The organism is Marvinbryantia formatexigens DSM 14469, from assembly GCF_025148285.1.
GTDB lineage: Bacteria > Bacillota > Clostridia > Lachnospirales > Lachnospiraceae > Marvinbryantia > Marvinbryantia formatexigens.
In genome coordinates this window covers 4136604-4152026 of sequence record NZ_CP102268.1, presented here as the reverse complement: position 1 = coordinate 4152026, position 15423 = coordinate 4136604, and the positions used below count along the sequence as shown (strand labels likewise).

General features: G+C 51.2%; 12 protein-coding genes and 1 riboswitch. Of the genes, 1 reads left to right on the top strand and 11 read right to left on the bottom strand.

Annotation, left to right across the window (positions count from 1 at the left end):
* Positions 1–37: 37 nt before the first annotated feature.
* A complete protein-coding gene (locus NQ534_RS19400) occupies positions 38–1357 on the bottom strand; it encodes an aspartate kinase (protein ID WP_006861099.1) in 1320 nt (439 codons plus the stop codon).
* Positions 1358–1494: 137 nt separating this feature from the next.
* On the opposite strand from NQ534_RS19400, the gene NQ534_RS19395 reads away from it, so the two are divergent.
* Positions 1495–3438: an ABC-F family ATP-binding cassette domain-containing protein gene (locus NQ534_RS19395; RefSeq protein ID WP_006861100.1), complete on the top strand. Its 1944-nt coding sequence runs from the start codon at positions 1495–1497 to the stop codon at positions 3436–3438.
* A 2-nt stretch (positions 3439–3440) separates the two neighbouring features.
* On the opposite strand, the gene NQ534_RS19390 is transcribed toward NQ534_RS19395, so the two are convergent.
* The 10 genes from NQ534_RS19390 to NQ534_RS19345 all read right to left on the bottom strand — a co-directional run bounded on the left by NQ534_RS19390 (position 3441) and on the right by NQ534_RS19345 (position 15420).
* Entirely contained in the window at positions 3441–4637 is a 1197-nt protein-coding gene (locus NQ534_RS19390) for an NADP-dependent isocitrate dehydrogenase (RefSeq protein WP_040782445.1), read from the bottom strand.
* A 213-nt stretch (positions 4638–4850) separates the two neighbouring features.
* Positions 4851–6548, bottom strand: a complete 1698-nt coding sequence (locus tag NQ534_RS19385) for a [FeFe] hydrogenase, group A (protein WP_006861102.1) — start codon at positions 6546–6548, stop codon at positions 4851–4853.
* Positions 6549–6560: 12 nt separating this feature from the next.
* Entirely contained in the window at positions 6561–8441 is a 1881-nt protein-coding gene (locus tag NQ534_RS19380) for an NADH-ubiquinone oxidoreductase-F iron-sulfur binding region domain-containing protein (protein ID WP_006861103.1), read from the bottom strand.
* The gene (locus NQ534_RS19375) at positions 8434–8916 is read right to left on the bottom strand and encodes a complex I 24 kDa subunit family protein (protein WP_040782447.1); all 483 of its coding nucleotides are present in this window, start codon (positions 8914–8916) and stop codon (positions 8434–8436) included. Before NQ534_RS19375 ends, NQ534_RS19380 begins: the two co-directional genes overlap by 8 nt.
* Before the next feature lie 408 nt (positions 8917–9324).
* A riboswitch (cobalamin riboswitch) is annotated at positions 9325–9519 on the bottom strand.
* A gap of 107 nt (positions 9520–9626) precedes the next feature.
* Positions 9627–10166 (bottom strand): hypothetical protein, encoded by a 540-nt coding sequence (locus NQ534_RS19370; RefSeq protein ID WP_006861106.1) that lies wholly within the window; start codon positions 10164–10166, stop codon positions 9627–9629.
* Positions 10163–11911 carry a sensor histidine kinase gene (locus NQ534_RS19365; RefSeq protein WP_006861107.1) on the bottom strand — a complete coding sequence of 583 codons (1749 nt, stop codon included), beginning with the start codon at positions 11909–11911 and terminating at the stop codon, positions 10163–10165. The genes NQ534_RS19370 and NQ534_RS19365 overlap by 4 nt, the downstream gene beginning before the upstream one ends.
* The gene (locus NQ534_RS19360; protein WP_006861108.1) at positions 11908–12582 is read right to left on the bottom strand and encodes a response regulator transcription factor; all 675 of its coding nucleotides are present in this window, start codon (positions 12580–12582) and stop codon (positions 11908–11910) included. The genes NQ534_RS19365 and NQ534_RS19360 overlap by 4 nt, the downstream gene beginning before the upstream one ends.
* 191 nt (positions 12583–12773) lie before the next feature.
* A complete protein-coding gene (locus NQ534_RS19355) occupies positions 12774–13046 on the bottom strand; it encodes a DUF1294 domain-containing protein (protein ID WP_006861110.1) in 273 nt (90 codons plus the stop codon).
* Between the two features lie 189 nt (positions 13047–13235).
* A complete protein-coding gene (locus tag NQ534_RS19350; RefSeq protein WP_040782452.1) occupies positions 13236–14861 on the bottom strand; it encodes a DUF4179 domain-containing protein in 1626 nt (541 codons plus the stop codon).
* Entirely contained in the window at positions 14815–15420 is a 606-nt protein-coding gene (locus NQ534_RS19345) for an RNA polymerase sigma factor (protein ID WP_006861112.1), read from the bottom strand. Before NQ534_RS19345 ends, NQ534_RS19350 begins: the two co-directional genes overlap by 47 nt.
* Positions 15421–15423: the final 3 nt, after the last annotated feature.

Here is a 15423-nt window from a genome sequence, read left to right as displayed (position 1 = left end):
GATACTCCATTATATATCAATGTGAAAAAAATGTCAATCAGAGACGTACCGTCACAAAAATATCGTAAATTGCCCGGATCGCCTTCTCAAAATCGCTGTTGCTCACACCGATGATGATGTTCAGCTCGCTGGAGCCCTGGTCGATCATGCGGATATTGATATTCGCGTGGGCGAGCGCCGAGAAAATTCTGCCCGCGGTTCCTCTGGTGGATTTCATGCCGCGTCCGACCACCGCGATCAGCGCCAGGTCCGCCTCCATATCCAGATAATCCGGCGATACCGCGCGGTGAATGCCCGCAAGCACCTTCTGCTCCTTCTCCTCAAAATCAGACTGATGGACAAATACGCTCATGGTATCGATGCCGGAGGGAATATGCTCGAAAGAAATCCCGTTATCTTCAAATACACTGAGTACCTTGCGTCCGAACCCGACCTCCGAATTCATGCGGTCCTTTTCAATGTTGATAGCCGCAAAGCCTTTTTTCCCGGCAATGCCGGTGATGGTGTATTTCGGCTTTTTGCAGGTGCTCTCCACGATCATCGTGCCCGGTGCGGACGGGTCGTTCGTATTGCGGATATTGATGGGAATCCCCTCGCATCTTACCGGGAAAATCGCCTCGTCGTGCAGCACGGAAGCGCCCATATAGGCAAGCTCGCGCAGCTCGCGGTAGGTGATCGTCTCAATCGGCTCCGGATTTTCCACGATATGCGGGTCCGTTACCAGAAAGCCGGAAACGTCCGTCCAGTTTTCATAAATGTCCGCCTTTACCGCCCGCGCAACGATGGAGCCGGTGATATCGGAGCCGCCTCTGGAAAAGGTGCGGATGCTTCCGTTTGTCATCGCGCCGTAAAAGCCGGGAATCACGGCGTATTCCGTCTTTTTCAGCCGTGCGGAAAGAATCTTGTCGGTCTTGTCGGCGTCAAAGCTGCCATCCTCCCGGAAGAAAATGACTTCTGCCGCGTCGATAAAGGTAAAGCCAAGATATGCCGCCATGATGATGCCGTTTAAATATTCTCCGCGCGAAGCGGCATAATTGCTTCCGGCGCCGTTTTTAAAGTAATCGTGAATCTGCGCAAATTCCTTCTCCAGCGACAAATCCAGATGCAGTCCCTTGATAATTTCATAGTAGCGTTCTTTGATTTTATCCAGCTTCTGCTCGAAATCCTGTCCGCTGACCGCGGTTTCGTAGCAGTCGTAGAGCATATCCGTCACCTTTGTATCCCCGTCAAAGCGCTTGCCGGGAGCGGACGGCACCACATATTTTCTGCTCTTTTCCGCACGGATAATGCTTCCCGCCTTCTGAAACTGCTCTGCACTGGCGAGGGAGCTTCCGCCAAATTTCACAACCTTTTTCATCCCAAAGATTCCTCCTGTGTATCGATTATCACATTTTAAACTCAAACTATTTTACTTCATTTCTTTGAAAAAAGCTAGTACAAATTGATGCAATGTGATAAACTAACCTAAAAAACAGTAAAAAGGAACATAAAAACATGATTTTAACATGCAGTCATATATCAAAGGCATTTGGAACTAATGAAATTCTGAAGGATGTTTCCTTCCACATTGAAGAGCGCGAAAAGGCGGCGGTGGTCGGCATCAACGGAGCCGGAAAATCCACCCTGCTGAAGATCATCATGAAGCAGATGCAGGCGGACGAGGGCGAGGCGGTGTTTGCGAAAGGCACCTCCATCGGCTATCTGGCGCAGCACGACGCCGTTACCGGAAGCAACACGATTTACGGAGAGCTGCTTACCACCCGGCAGGAAATCATTGCGCTGGAGGAACGCCTCCGCTCTCTGGAGCAGGAAATGAAGGGGCTGGACGGGGAGCGTCTGGATGCGGCGCTGGAGACCTACAACCGGCTCAGCACGGAATTTGAAAACAAAAACGGCTACGCTTACCGCAGCGAGATCAACGGCATCTTAAAAGGACTCGGTTTTTCCGAGGAAGAGTATTCCAAAAGCATCGATACGCTCTCCGGCGGGCAGAAAACCCGCGTTGCGCTCGGCAAGCTGCTGCTGCAGAAGCCCGATATCATCTTCCTGGACGAGCCGACCAACCACCTGGACATGAATTCGATCGCCTGGCTGGAGGTCTATCTGCAGAATTATCCGGGCGCTGTGGTGATCGTGGCGCACGACCGCTATTTTCTGAACCGGGTAGTGACAAAGATTATCGAACTGGATAACGGACACGCCTCTGTTTTTGCCGGAAATTACAGCGCCTATGCTGAAAAGAAGGCGATGCTGCGCGAGGCGCAGATGAAGGCGTACCTGAATCAGCAGCAGGAAATAAAACACCAGGAGGAGGTCATCACAAAGCTGCGCTCCTTTAACCGTGAAAAGAGCATCAAACGCGCCGAGAGCCGCGTGAAGATGCTTGATAAAATCGAGCGTCTGGAAAAGCCGACGGAGGTCGCCAGCGAAATGAAAATCCGCCTGGAGCCGCGCATTACCAGTGGAAATGATGTGCTTAAAGTGGAGGGGCTTTCCAAAGCCTTCGGTCCGCTCACGCTTTTTTCCGATTTAAACTTTGAGGTAAAGCGCGGGGAAAAGGTCGCCATCATCGGGGACAACGGCACTGGAAAGACGACGCTCCTTAAAATCTTAAACAGCGTGTGTGAGCCGGACGCCGGCTCCTTCTCTCTCGGAAGCAAGGTACATATCGGCTACTACGACCAGGAGCATCATGTGCTTCATATGGAGAAAACGCTGTTTGAGGAGATTTCTGATGAGTATCCGACGCTGACCAATACGCAGATCCGCAATGTGCTCGCTTCTTTTCTGTTTACGGGTGACGATGTATTTAAGCGGATTTCCGATTTAAGCGGCGGCGAGCGCGGGCGCGTATCGCTTGCCAAGCTGATGCTCTCCGAGGCGAATTTTCTGATTCTGGACGAGCCGACCAACCATCTGGATATTACCTCGAAAGAGATCCTGGAGCATGCGCTGAACCAGTACACCGGCACAGTGCTCTATGTTTCGCACGACCGCTATTTTATCAACGAGACGGCTTCCCGCATTCTGGAGCTTACCGGAAATACGCTGGTAAATTACATCGGAAATTACGATTATTATCTGGAAAAGAAGGATGAGCTGACGCGCGTGTACGCACCGCAGGCATCGGAAAAGGGTGCCGCCGGGCTTTTCGGAAACGCTTCCTCTGCCGCAGCAGAGAACAAAGAATCGGAGGAAAAGCGCAGCTGGCGACAGCAGAAGGAAGAACAGGCGCGCGAGCGCAAGCGCAAAAATGATTTGAAAAAAACAGAGGACCAGATCCAGGCGCTGGAGCAGCGTGACGGCGAGCTTGATGAACTGCTTGCGCAGCCGGAGGTCTATTCCGATGCCGCCCGCTGTATCGAGCTGAATAAGGAGAAATATGAAATCTCCCAGAAGCTCGAAGAATTGTATGAGCTCTGGGAGACACTGATGTAGTATTAAAGCTTTTCCCGGATCGCGCGGATAAAGTCCGCGCTGTTTAATACCGTGACATTTTCCAGGGTGGTGATGAGCGCAAGGTCTTTTGTCATTTTGCCCTCCTCGATGGTGGCGATGGTTGCCGCCTCCAGCTTGTCCGCAAATGCCATCAGCTCCGGAAGATTATCCAGCTCGCCGCGCTTTCTGAGCGCGCCGCTCCAGGCAAAGATGGTGGCAACGGAGTTTGTGGAGGTCTCCTCGCCTTTCAGATGCTTATAATAGTGGCGCTGAACGGTCCCGTGCGCCGCCTCGTACTCATAGCAGCCATCCGGGGAAACCAGCACGGAGGTCATCATGGCAAGGGAACCGAAGGCGGAAGAGATCATATCGCTCATAACGTCGCCGTCGTAGTTCTTGCACGCCCAGATGTAGCCGCCCTCCGACTTCATCACACGCGCCACCGCGTCGTCGATCAGCGTATAGAAGTAGGTGATGCCTGCTTCTTTAAATTTGTCCGCATATTCCGCGTCAAAAATTTCCTGCATGATATCCTTGAAGGTATGGTCGTATTTTTTGGAAATAGTATCCTTAGTTGCAAACCAGAGGTCCTGCTTCGTATCGAGCGCATAGGCGAAGCAGCTTCTCGCAAAGCTCTCGATGGAGCTGGTGAGGTTGTGCATTCCCTGCAGCACGCCGCTTCCCTTAAATTCATGGATAAGCTCGCGCGTTTCGTTTCCGTTTTCATCCGTGAAAACAAGCTCTGCTCTTCCGGCTCCCGGCACCTTCATTTCCGTCGCCTTATAAACATCGCCGTAGGCATGTCTTGCAATCGTAATCGGTTTTTTCCAGGTGCGCACGTTCGGCTCAATGCCCTTTACGATAATCGGCGCGCGGAATACCGTTCCGTCCAGGATCGCACGGATGGTCCCGTTCGGGCTCTTCCACATTTCCTTCAGATTATACTCCTTCACGCGCGCGGCATTCGGGGTAATCGTTGCGCATTTTACGGCAACGCCGTATTTTTTCGTGGCAAGCGCGCTGTCGACGGTAATCTTATCATCCGTCTCGTTGCGCTTCTGAAGTCCCAGGTCATAATACTCCGTCTTTAAATCCACAAACGGCAGAATCAGCTCCTCTTTAATCAGCTTCCAGAGGATTCTGGTCATTTCATCGCCATCCATTTCCACAAGCGGGGTCTTCATCGCAATTTTACTCATAATTTTCCTCCTCATTCATACAATCGTTTATCAAATTTTATCCAATCCATCCGGACTTGTCAAGCTCGAAAGAAATTCAGGCGGTAAGATTTCCCTGCGTCGTATGCACGGCAACGAAAACAGGACCTGCGCCTGGCAGGTCCCATTTAAAATTCCGATATGTATTTATTCCCGCTGGCAATAAGCCAGGTGGTATGCCTGCAGCAGGGTATTTTACTTTGCACAGAAGCTGTGATTGTGCAGCAGCTCGTGCTCCTTTCCTTTCAGGAAGCCCTCGTACAGGGAAGCAACCATCGGATTTTCATCGCACTTTTTGATGACCGAAACACTGTCCGCGCGATAGATACCGGCGGTTCTCGCCGCTTTCGTGCGTTTTCCGGCAAGACGCGGCTGTCCGCCTCCCATAATGCATCCGCGGCGGCACGCCATAATCTCTATCAGATGATATTCTTTTTCGCCGCTCTTTACCTGCTCCATCACGGTACGCGCATTTGCCAGTCCGCTCACCACGCAGATTCTGATTTCCGTGCCGTTGTACGGAATGGAAAATTCACGGATAAAGCCCTCCTGGCGCACGCCGCATTCTGCGATTTCCTGGAAGGTTTCTTTCGCGTGGTCCGGCGCCAGCCGGCGGATGACCGCCTCCGTTACGCCTCCTGTCACGCCAAAGATGACGCCGCCGCCCGAACCAAAGCCGAACGGAATGTCGGAGGATTCCGGCTCCAGCTCCGCAAAGTCGATGCCGGTCGTTTTAATCATGTCGATCAGCTCCGTCGTCGTCAGCACAAAATCGGTATCCTTTTCGCCCTTCGTATAGCTGTTGGGGCGGTTCGCCTCCATCTTTTTCGCCGTACACGGCATGATGGATACCATCACCGTCTTTTTCCCGCCGCTGTTCGCCGGATCGCGGAAATATTCCTTCACGACCGCGGAGAGCATTCCCTGCGGGGAACGGCAGGTGGATACGTTTTCTTCAAATTCCGGATAATGCTCGCCGACAAATTTCACCCATGCCGGACAGCAGGAGGTCAGAAGCGGCAGCTTTTCCCCGCTCTGCACGCGCTCCAGAAACTCGGCGGATTCCTCCATGATAGTAAGATCCGCGCCGAAGGTGGTGTCGTATACCTCGTCAAAGCCCATCCGGTGCAGCACGTTTACAATTTTTCCCATCACGCTCCTGCCCTTTGGCAGACCAAAGGCGTCGCCCACCGCCACGCGCACCGCCGGGGCAACCTGCGCCACCACGCGCGTATCCGGGTCGGAAAGCGCCTCCCACACCTCGCCGCGGTTGTGGCGGATGCTGATAGCTCCCGTCGGACAGAAGATGCGGCACTGCCCGCAGTTTACGCAGTCCGTCGTCGCGATTTCCCGGTCAAATGCCGGCATCACCATCGCGTCGGAGCCGCGGTGCGCAAAGCCGAGCGCGCCGATGCCCTGCAGCTCCTCACAGACGCGAACGCAGTTTCCGCAGAGAATACATTTGTTCGGGTCTCTCACGATCGACGGCGAGCTGAAATCCAGCGGCCGTCTTTCCTTATAGTTCTCAAAACGCACTTCCATCACGCCGAAGCGCTTTGCCAGCGTCTGCAGGTTGCAGTCCCCGCTCTTCTCACAGGTGAGACAGTCGCGGCAGTGCGCGGCGAGCAGAAGCTCGATAATCAGCTTGCGGTATTTCCGCAGCTTTCCGGTGTTGGTAAAAATGACCATGCCGTCTCTCGGTTCCTCCGAGCAGGAGGCAAAGGTTTTCCCGCGGTCATCCTCCACCGTGCACAGACGACAGGCGCCGAAGGTGGAAAGCTCGGAATGATAGCAGAGTGTCGGAATGTCGATGCCGGCATTGCGGATAACGGACAGGACATTCTTTTCATCGGTAAATGTTACTTTTCTACCGTCTATTGTCATGGTTCCCATATTCGTTCCTCCCTATGCTTCAACATAAATGGCATCAAATGCACAGTTGTCCTTACAAGCTGAACACTTAATACAGATATTTGGATCAATATGATAGCATTCCCTGCGGACGCCGGTGATCGCTCCGACCGGACAGTTTTTCGCGCATTTTCCGCAGCCCTTGCAATATTCCGGGTTGATGACAAACCGGCGCATCGCCTGGCAGACCTTCGCCCGGCATTTTTTATCCACGATATGCTCCTCATATTCCTTCCGGAAGGTACGTAAGGTACTGAGCACCGGAAGCGGCGCGCTCTTTCCAAGACCGCACAGCGCCATGTCCTTTACCATACCGGCAAGCTCCTCCAGACGGTCCAGATCCTCTAATTCGCCCTTCCCCGCCACGATTTTTTCCAGGATTTCCAGCATACGCTTGGTACCCTCGCGGCACGGCACGCATTTTCCGCAGGATTCCCGCTGCGTAAAGCTCATGAAGAATCTCGCCACCTCGACCATACAGGTGTGGTCGTCCATAACAACCAGACCGCCGCTGCCGACGATCGCGCCGTATTTTTTGATGGATTCAAAGTCGAGCGGCACATCCAGATGCTGCTCCGTCAGACAGCCGCCGGACGGTCCGCCGATCTGCACTGCCTTAAAGGTGCCGCCGTCCTTCATACCGCCGCCGATATCAAAGATAATCTGGCGCAGCGTCGTGCCCATCGGCACCTCGATCAGACCGGTATTCTGGATGGAGCCCGTCAGGGAGAAGGTCTTTGTCCCCGGCGTGCCCTCCGTTCCGATACTGCGGTACCAGTCTGCACCCTCCAGTACGATCTTCGGGACATTTGCATAAGTTTCCACGTTATTTAATACCGTCGGCTTCGCCCAGAGCCCTTTTTCCACGGTACGCGGCGGCTTGACACGCGGCATTCCGCGATTTCCCTCTATGGAAGCCGTCAGCGCGCTGCCCTCGCCGCACACAAAGGCGCCGGCGCCCCGGTTAATATGCATGTGGAAGGAAAAGTCTGTGCCAAGGATATTATCGCCAAGCATATGCCTTGCCTCCAGCTCCGCGATCGCGTGCTTCAGCCGCGCGACTGACATCGGATATTCCGCGCGCACATAGATATAACCATTTTCCGAGCCGACCGCATAGCCTGCGATCATCATGCCCTCGATCAGCTTGTACGGGTCTCCCTCCATGACGGAGCCGTCCATGAAAGCGCCGGGATCCCCCTCGTCGCCGTTGCACACCACGTAACGCTCTTTTTCCGCCTGGCGCGCAACCTGCTTCCATTTTCTTCCGGTCGGGAAGCCGCCGCCCCCGCGCCCGCGCAGCCCGGATTTGTCGACCACGTCGACCACTTCGTCCGGCGTCATCTCAAACAGTGCCTTCTGGAACGCCGAAAAGCCGCCGCCCGCCAGATATTCATCGAAAGATTCCGCGTCAAATTTGCCGCAGTTTTCCAGAACGATGCGCGTCTGCTTTGCAATAAACGGAATTTCGTCCGGGCTTCTGTAGGAAATGCCGCCCTGCTTATACAGCAGGCTCTCTATTACGTCATCTCCCTTTACCGATCGCTCAAAAATCTCCCGGCAGTCCGAAAGCTGCACCTTCGTGTACTGCACTACCTGGTCGCCCTTCTGGATGCGCACCAGCGGGCCGAGCTCGCAGACGCCCTGGCAGCCGGTCTTTTTGATGCCGACATGCTCACCCTGTCCGTGCGGGGCGAAATCAATCCGGATACCCGGCTCGTCCTTTGCAATTTTCAGAAATTCCTCATATATTTTCTGGGAACCGGTCGCGATGCAGCCGGTGCCGGAACAGACGAGAATCCGGCAGTCATAAGAGGCAAGCTCCTGTTTTGCGGCTTCGCCCGCCTGAATCAAAGCTTCTCTGTTTTCAATCATGCTGGTCACCTCTCAATTCCCGTATTAAATCGATTGCTTTTTCCGGTGTCATTTTCGGATGCACGTCCTCATTTACCATCACAGTCGGGGCAAGCCCGCATGCGCCGAGACAGGAAACCGTCTCCACGGTAAACAGCATATCGTCGGTTGTATGCTTTTTGGCGCTCAGTCCCAGCTCCTTCTGGAAAGCCTCCAGGATCGGCGCCGATTTGCGCACATGGCACGCCGTTCCGTCGCATACCTTAATGATGTATTTCCCTTTTGGCTCAAAAGAAAAGTTTTCATAAAAGGTTGCGACGCTGAACGCCTTCGCTTCCGTGATGCCGATCTGCCCCGCCACATAAGTGAGCAGCTCTCCCGGCAGATAACGGTACACCCCCTGGATATCCTGCATAATCGGAATCAGGGAAGCTGGTTTTTTACCATAGAACGCGATGATTTCATCCGCTTTCTGATAAAAAGTCTGGTCTAGCATCTTTTGTCCTCCTTTGTTGTTATAGAAAACCTGCACAATATGTTTTTCTTCATCATATCATTTTATGTTCAAAATTACAATAAATGATATATATTTAACGGCATGGACATTTTATTAACAAAGAGGCGACGCTCTTTCGCCTGCCAGTCCTTCTGTGATGCGGCTTTTATGCGCAGGCATTTTTGTTTTTTCTGAAACGAAAAAAATCCCGGCAGGTAAGCCCTGCCGGGAACCCATTCCGTATTCTGCAGAAATGTCAGCTATTCTGCATCGGACGGTATGAAGGAGGTATTATGTTGTGTATTCTCCTTGCTCTGAGATTTCCAAAAAATCAAGTAACTGTTCACCCATACAGTCACATTCACAAACCGCGAAGCGGCTTGGTTGGATGCTGCGCTATAACCAGGAGCACATCTCATATATCAAGCAGGTTTCCTGACTTACAGGTCTGCGCTCGCTCCGCCTTCTCGCGTCATGGGTGACGCAATGACATATTGGAGTCCGCTCTCTGAACACAGTGACCGGTTCGCTTGGGATTCTCACCCAATTCCCTCTTCAAAACAGTATGTATGACTGCTCTGCACTTGATACAGCAATTATCAATTACACAACTATAGTATAGTGCGCCTGTGTATGTTTGTCAATCACTTTTTCTGCTCTCATCCAGCATACGGTTACTTCCAGGTTACTGAAAACGGAGTGAATAGTAACTACTGCCAGTTTTTCCACTCTTCCGGAATTTCATTAATATCGAATTCATAATCAAACAAAATAGAGCCTGCATCTGTGGTTCCAATCTGCGCGCCATGAATAGTTCCGTCCGTGTCCTTAAACAGCCATGTCCCGGACGGGGAGAGATACGACTGTTTTCTGCCCGGATACGTATAGTTTATCCACTCTTGCGGCGCCGCCGCCAGTGAATCTTCAATATCATAGTCATACACCGGCGTTCCGCCTTCTCCCAGATTAAGCTGAGGACCGTGGATTGTTCCATCCTCATCCCGGAATAGCGGCTTGCGACTGACCGTCTCTGCAACCCGCTGCGAATACTCTGTCTGCTCTGAGTACTCTGTCTGCTGCAAATGCTCAGTCTGCACAGATACGTATTTTTCTGATGCGACAGCTTCTGTCTCCTTCTCTATCTTCGCCTCACCATTCAGATTAAATACAAAAGTTCCGTCCTGCAGATCACAGCCGCCGCTTATAAACATCATTCCCATTATCAATCCCGTTGCCATTATTCTTTTCATAATCTACGCTTCCCCCCTGTTTTTTTACATGTCACGCGAAATCCATCCGGTGTCTTTTCAGCAGTAATCCGTACAGCATGCAAATTTAAAATTTTTCTGGCAAGATACAAACCAATTCCGAGATGCTTTTCTGCAGATGCAGTGCGCTTTCCCCGATAAAAAATATCAAAAGCACGCTGTACATCCTCCTCCTGTACGGACGCACAGGTATTTTCTATCCGGCATCCCTGTGCATCCGTGACGATCTTAATGATACCGCCCCTGTCGCAATAGCTGACGGCATTGTCAATCAGATTGGCAAATGCCTTCTCCAGATATTTGTTATCGCCTTCCAGTTCAAACACTTCCTGCATGGAAAATTGCAGAGATACCCCTTTTTCTTCTATCAGCGGTCCGAATTTTCCCAGTTGTTTCCGCAGAAGATTGTTCACGGAAATCATTTCTTTCTGCAGCACCAGATGCTGTGATTCCAATCTTGCAGCTCCGATAATGTCTGCAACCATACTGTCCATTACCTCCGTCTGTCCGATAATCTGCTGCAAATAATAGTCTTTTTTCTCTGCCACGGTATTTTCCTGCAGATTTTCTGCAAAACCGCGAATAATCCCAAGGGGCGTCTTCATTTCATGGGCCATCGCATTGATAAAATCACGCTGGTTTTCTTCCAGCCTTGACCGTCGCTCTTCGTTTTTGTGAACGACAAACATCACTGCCGTCATACAGGCGGTCATCAAAAGAAAACCTGCCAGATAGACATATTTCATATAATCCATCGCTGCTGCCCAGGGTCTGCACTCGCTGAGCAGGGTAAGGTCACAGGTACGATTTCCGATAGAAACCGTATAATCTTCTTTAAAGCGCGGTTGAAATGCTTCGGAGCTCATGCGCACCTTTTCACTGAAAGAACCGTAGTAGTTTTCCAGGTCTTCCGGCACCGTATGCTGCAGATAATCGCTGTTTTTCCAGCGCTTCCAGTCTCTGTAGCCATAGGTCAGCCCCGGAAATACAAGGCTTATCTGCCTTGTGCCCACCGTCATTTCTTCGGCGTCCCGGCTCTCCCATTCCCATACAACCTCACTGCCGGTCTGCACATAGCTTACCGCATCATTTTTATCGTCCGAATATGAAATTTCTGATTTCGAACCGGTAAATGGGTCCTGCTCTCCATCCTCAATGCTTATATCTGTTTGCCAGAATACTCTCTGAACAAAAAGGCCAAGCAAACTGCCGTCTTCCTCTGCTATCTTTCCCAGAAAACGATATTTTTCCGGTTTGTGAGCGCGAAGCTCTTCCTGCCTTTCCAGTGCATACCGTGCCAGTCGGTCAATTTCTTCCTCCGAAAAAAATGAAGATAGCGAAAAAACATTTTGAGCTCCCAGCCTGTAATCCTGATAGTTCTGCACTGCGCTGGCATACTGGCTCCGTACTGCAATTTTGCCTTCCTTATCATAAAAAACCGCCGCATATTGCTGATATTTGGAATGAAGAAGTACAGTTGATACCAGATATTGGTATGACGCTTCTTTTCCTTTCACAGCTTCTTCCATATCTTCTCCGCTGTCTTCTTCTGCATTTCCCAGCGTTTCTATCACTTCTGTCAGACTGCTTAATTGCGTTTGAAAGCTGTGCTCAAATTCATTCAGATATTTCCCCTTCACAAGAAATGTGCATGCCAGCATAATTGTCAAATATAGTATTATGAATCCCGCTGCAACAAACGCCTGCCATCTTTTTCCCGACCTCATGGAATCACCTCCATCCGGTAGCCGGACTTTCTGATCGTCCGGATCATGCTTCCGCTTTTTCCCAGAAGTTTCCGAAGCTTTTTTATATGGTTGTCTACAACGCGCTCATTTCCATCAAAATCATATCCCCAGAAGCGAATCAGCAGCTGTTCACGGCTAAATATGCGTTTGGGGTTTTCCAGAAAAAACAAAAGCAGCTCATATTCTTTTGGAGGCAGCTCACATCGCTCTTCGCCGGACCACACCTCATGTGTACGCACATCGACTTCGATGTCTCCTGCACGAATCCGCCTGCCTGCAGAACTGCCATGCATTCTCCCAATGAGTGCAGTCACTTTCGCATATAATACCGGCAGTGAAAATGGTTTTGTCACATAATCATCCGCACCCATTGCGTAGCCATTTAATTCGTCCTCTTCCTGTACGCGCGCCGTGATGAAAATAACCGGGACATCACTGATTTCCCGTATTTTCCGGCAGATAGTAAATCCGTTCTCTCCCGGAAGCATAACATCCAGAAGAATTAACTGATAGGAATTTGTCTGTATTTTTTCCAGCACTTCCTCTCCGTCATCTGTCACCCTCACCTGCCAGCCCTTGCTTTCAAAATAATCGGAAATAATCTCCTGCAGACGCCGATCATCCTCCACAACCAAAAGCTTCTGATCCATCTCACCAATTTCCTTCCCACCTGCTCTTTATTTACAATATAGCATAAAATTATATCCTTTTTGTATCCTTTGCGGCAAACAAATGCTTTTTCCGTGCACTAAAACGTCCTCCGGACGTTCCTGCCGTATGAATGGCAGCAAAAACGCCGTGCAGACTGCTGCACCTGCAGTCAACACGGCAGTAACCATTACTATAACTGATGCAGTATAGAAACAGCCAGAAGACACTGTGCCGCCAGGATAAGCGGCATCCCGACCGTAAACTTATGTTTCTGCGTTTTGTGGTGAAACACATACATGCCAAGCAGCGCTCCCGCGGAGCCGCCCGCCGCTGCAAGCAGAAATAATCTGCGCTCCGGCACGCGCCATTTTCCTTTTACCGCCCGGTATTTATCCAGTCCGAATGTGCCAAAAGCGAGCAGATTGACAGCGGCAAGATAGATAAGAACAATATAATTCAGCATTCCGTTTTTCCTCCCGTGCAGACTTTTGCGATGCAGATGCGGATGCGCGCCGCCGGATTCATTCTCTGCCGGAAGCGCGCATCCGTCTTTTACTATACCGGATTTCCGGGATGCTGTAAAGGAAAAGTTCTGTTCCGAAAAAAGCAGGAATCCGGGAAAGCGGATTGGAAACGGCTCTGCAAACAGCTCTTATTCAAATACAATTTCTTTATGATACAGCGCCATTTCCTCCAGAAGCGTCCTGTTATCCGCACCTTCGCCGGACAGGAGCCGTCCTTTTATGCTCATGAAGTCCTCATAGTCGCAGATATATACATCTATCCGGCTGATTTCCTGCCCCTGCACCGCAAAGGTATTCGTAGAACTGCCGGAACCATAGGGAAGCCGCTTTCCGTTTTCATCCAGAGCCGTCAGGAAATATCCCATTCCGGAGGGAGAAGAGCTCTCCGACGGACTCTGCATTTCTACGACAATCTCAAACGGCGTTTTCGTAACCCTGGTCACGCCAAGTCCGCTCTCATCGAAATCATTGATTTCCAGCACCTGTGAATCAGCCGTATTTTTTGATACTCCAAAGGTGAAATCCCATTCGCCCTCCTTCCACCAGTTTTCGTAGCGGTTCGGGAATATTCCTGCATCCGGATAAAGCTCGTCATACTTCCGCTGCTGCTCTTCAAATAGCTGGTGCTCAATCTGTTTTTCTTCCTCCGTGAAATTCTCATAGTCATCGATATCCAGACCATGCTCCGCTAGAGCAGCATTATATTTATATTCATCTACCAGCTCCTGCGGCATTGCCGGAAGGGAGGCCTCCGCCAGGTCGGCAACGACCTTATCAAATTTCAGCGTGACAGAAAAATCCTCCGGAACCTCATAATAAGCTGTGTAATCTTTTATGTCCGGTCCGCCGGCAGATGCTATTACAGAAGCACTCAGCACATCCGTGCCAAGAATTTCTCTCAGCCGGTCATATACATCGGACGCCGCAGTATCCAGCTCCTCTCTGCTGATGCCAAGCTTCTCCGCAAAGAAATCATTCCGTGCTTCAAAATACTCGTCCTGGACAGATTCTGTGGTATAGACCAGGTCAAAGCGCATAACTCCGGCAAAGGTATGCTCATCCGTCAGTCTTCCTTCTACAGGCTCAGTAATGGGGACTGCTTCCGGATAGTAGTCTGTAAGAAGCGTGCCGTTCCTCAGATACAGGTAGGCATTTCCGTCCTCATCTTTTCTGATGTCGGGGAAGCCTTCCTCCGACCGGACAACCAGCGCCACATTTAAAGACATGTCGTTGCAGTAAACCTCGGAAAGAGTAACCGTAACGCCGTTAAAGGTCTGGCTGTAGCTTTTGTCTGCACCGGTCGCCGCAGCTTCTGCTCCGGCAGGCGCTGTCTGTCCGTCAACTGCGGACACAATCTGCTCTTCCGCTGCGGCGCCGCTCTTTGCTTCCTGAAGCGATGTCGCGTATTTTTCATAATCGCCGGAAAAACCAAGAGAACTGCCGATTTCTGCAAATACATGTCCCACCAGCGGAATATTTGCCGCAAACGCCGGGTTGGAGATACAGATGGTGGAGAACACGGCAGCCGATGCCGCCAGCGTACCGGCAATCGTAAGCGCTTTTCTCCTGCCGCGCCCGCGTCCCTTTTTCGTTTCCTTTCCGGTGCGCGCCTGCGCTTCTGCGCGGATTTTATCAAACGCCCCGCTCTGCGCCCTCTTTACCGCGTCAGGCAGCGCAAAATCCCGCTGCAGTACCTGCTCTATTGTTTTATCCAAATGTGCTTCTGATGAAGTGAAATCGCTCTGTCTGTTCATTCTGTCCTTCTCCTTTCCTGTCTGCGTCAGAATAATAAGTAACCTTCCGCGGGCTGGCGGGCAGCGTATCCGCATAGGCTTCCCGCAGCTGCTGCCTGGCTCTCGCAATTCTGGTCTTTACCGTATTTTCATTCAGCTCCAGAATCGCGGCAATCTCCGAGAGCTTAAAGCCCTCCACATAGTGCAGGATCAGCACGACACGGTATTTTTCATCCACGGTCTCCAGCATTTCCTTAAACTCAAATTCCGCGATAGACACGTCGCTCTGCGGAATATCCGCAAAATCCTCCTGCAGATTCAGATTGCTGTAATGGCGGCGGATACTGTTGCATTCGTTAATCAGAATGCGGATCATCCAGGTTTTGAAATACTCCGGCTTCTTCAGCGTATGAAGCTTTTCAAAGCAGGTAAGGATGGTATCCTGAATGGCGTCCGCCGCATCCTCATCGTTATTTAAAATTCCACGGGCTACCTTGTACATTGCAAGAGAATTGCGCTCCATCAGCTCCAGAAATGCATCCGTATCCGACTTCATCGCGCGCTTTACAAGCTGTATCATTTT

Bases quoted from the DNA above. Each gene is read 5' to 3' on its own strand.
- NQ534_RS19400 (WP_006861099.1), bottom strand. From the start codon at position 1,357: ATGAAAAAGGTTGTGAAATTTGGCGGAAGCTCCCTCGCCAGTGCAGAG.
- NQ534_RS19395 (WP_006861100.1), top strand. From the start codon at position 1,495: ATGATTTTAACATGCAGTCATATATCAAAGGCATTTGGAACTAATGAA.
- NQ534_RS19390 (WP_040782445.1), bottom strand. From the start codon at position 4,637: ATGAGTAAAATTGCGATGAAGACCCCGCTTGTGGAAATGGATGGCGAT.
- NQ534_RS19385 (WP_006861102.1), bottom strand. From the start codon at position 6,548: ATGGGAACCATGACAATAGACGGTAGAAAAGTAACATTTACCGATGAA.
- NQ534_RS19380 (WP_006861103.1), bottom strand. From the start codon at position 8,441: ATGATTGAAAACAGAGAAGCTTTGATTCAGGCGGGCGAAGCCGCAAAA.
- NQ534_RS19375 (WP_040782447.1), bottom strand. From the start codon at position 8,916: ATGCTAGACCAGACTTTTTATCAGAAAGCGGATGAAATCATCGCGTTC.
- NQ534_RS19370 (WP_006861106.1), bottom strand. From the start codon at position 10,166: ATGAAAAGAATAATGGCAACGGGATTGATAATGGGAATGATGTTTATA.
- NQ534_RS19365 (WP_006861107.1), bottom strand. From the start codon at position 11,911: ATGAGGTCGGGAAAAAGATGGCAGGCGTTTGTTGCAGCGGGATTCATA.
- NQ534_RS19360 (WP_006861108.1), bottom strand. From the start codon at position 12,582: ATGGATCAGAAGCTTTTGGTTGTGGAGGATGATCGGCGTCTGCAGGAG.
- NQ534_RS19355 (WP_006861110.1), bottom strand. From the start codon at position 13,046: ATGCTGAATTATATTGTTCTTATCTATCTTGCCGCTGTCAATCTGCTC.
- NQ534_RS19350 (WP_040782452.1), bottom strand. From the start codon at position 14,861: ATGAACAGACAGAGCGATTTCACTTCATCAGAAGCACATTTGGATAAA.
- NQ534_RS19345 (WP_006861112.1), bottom strand. From the start codon at position 15,420: ATGATACAGCTTGTAAAGCGCGCGATGAAGTCGGATACGGATGCATTT.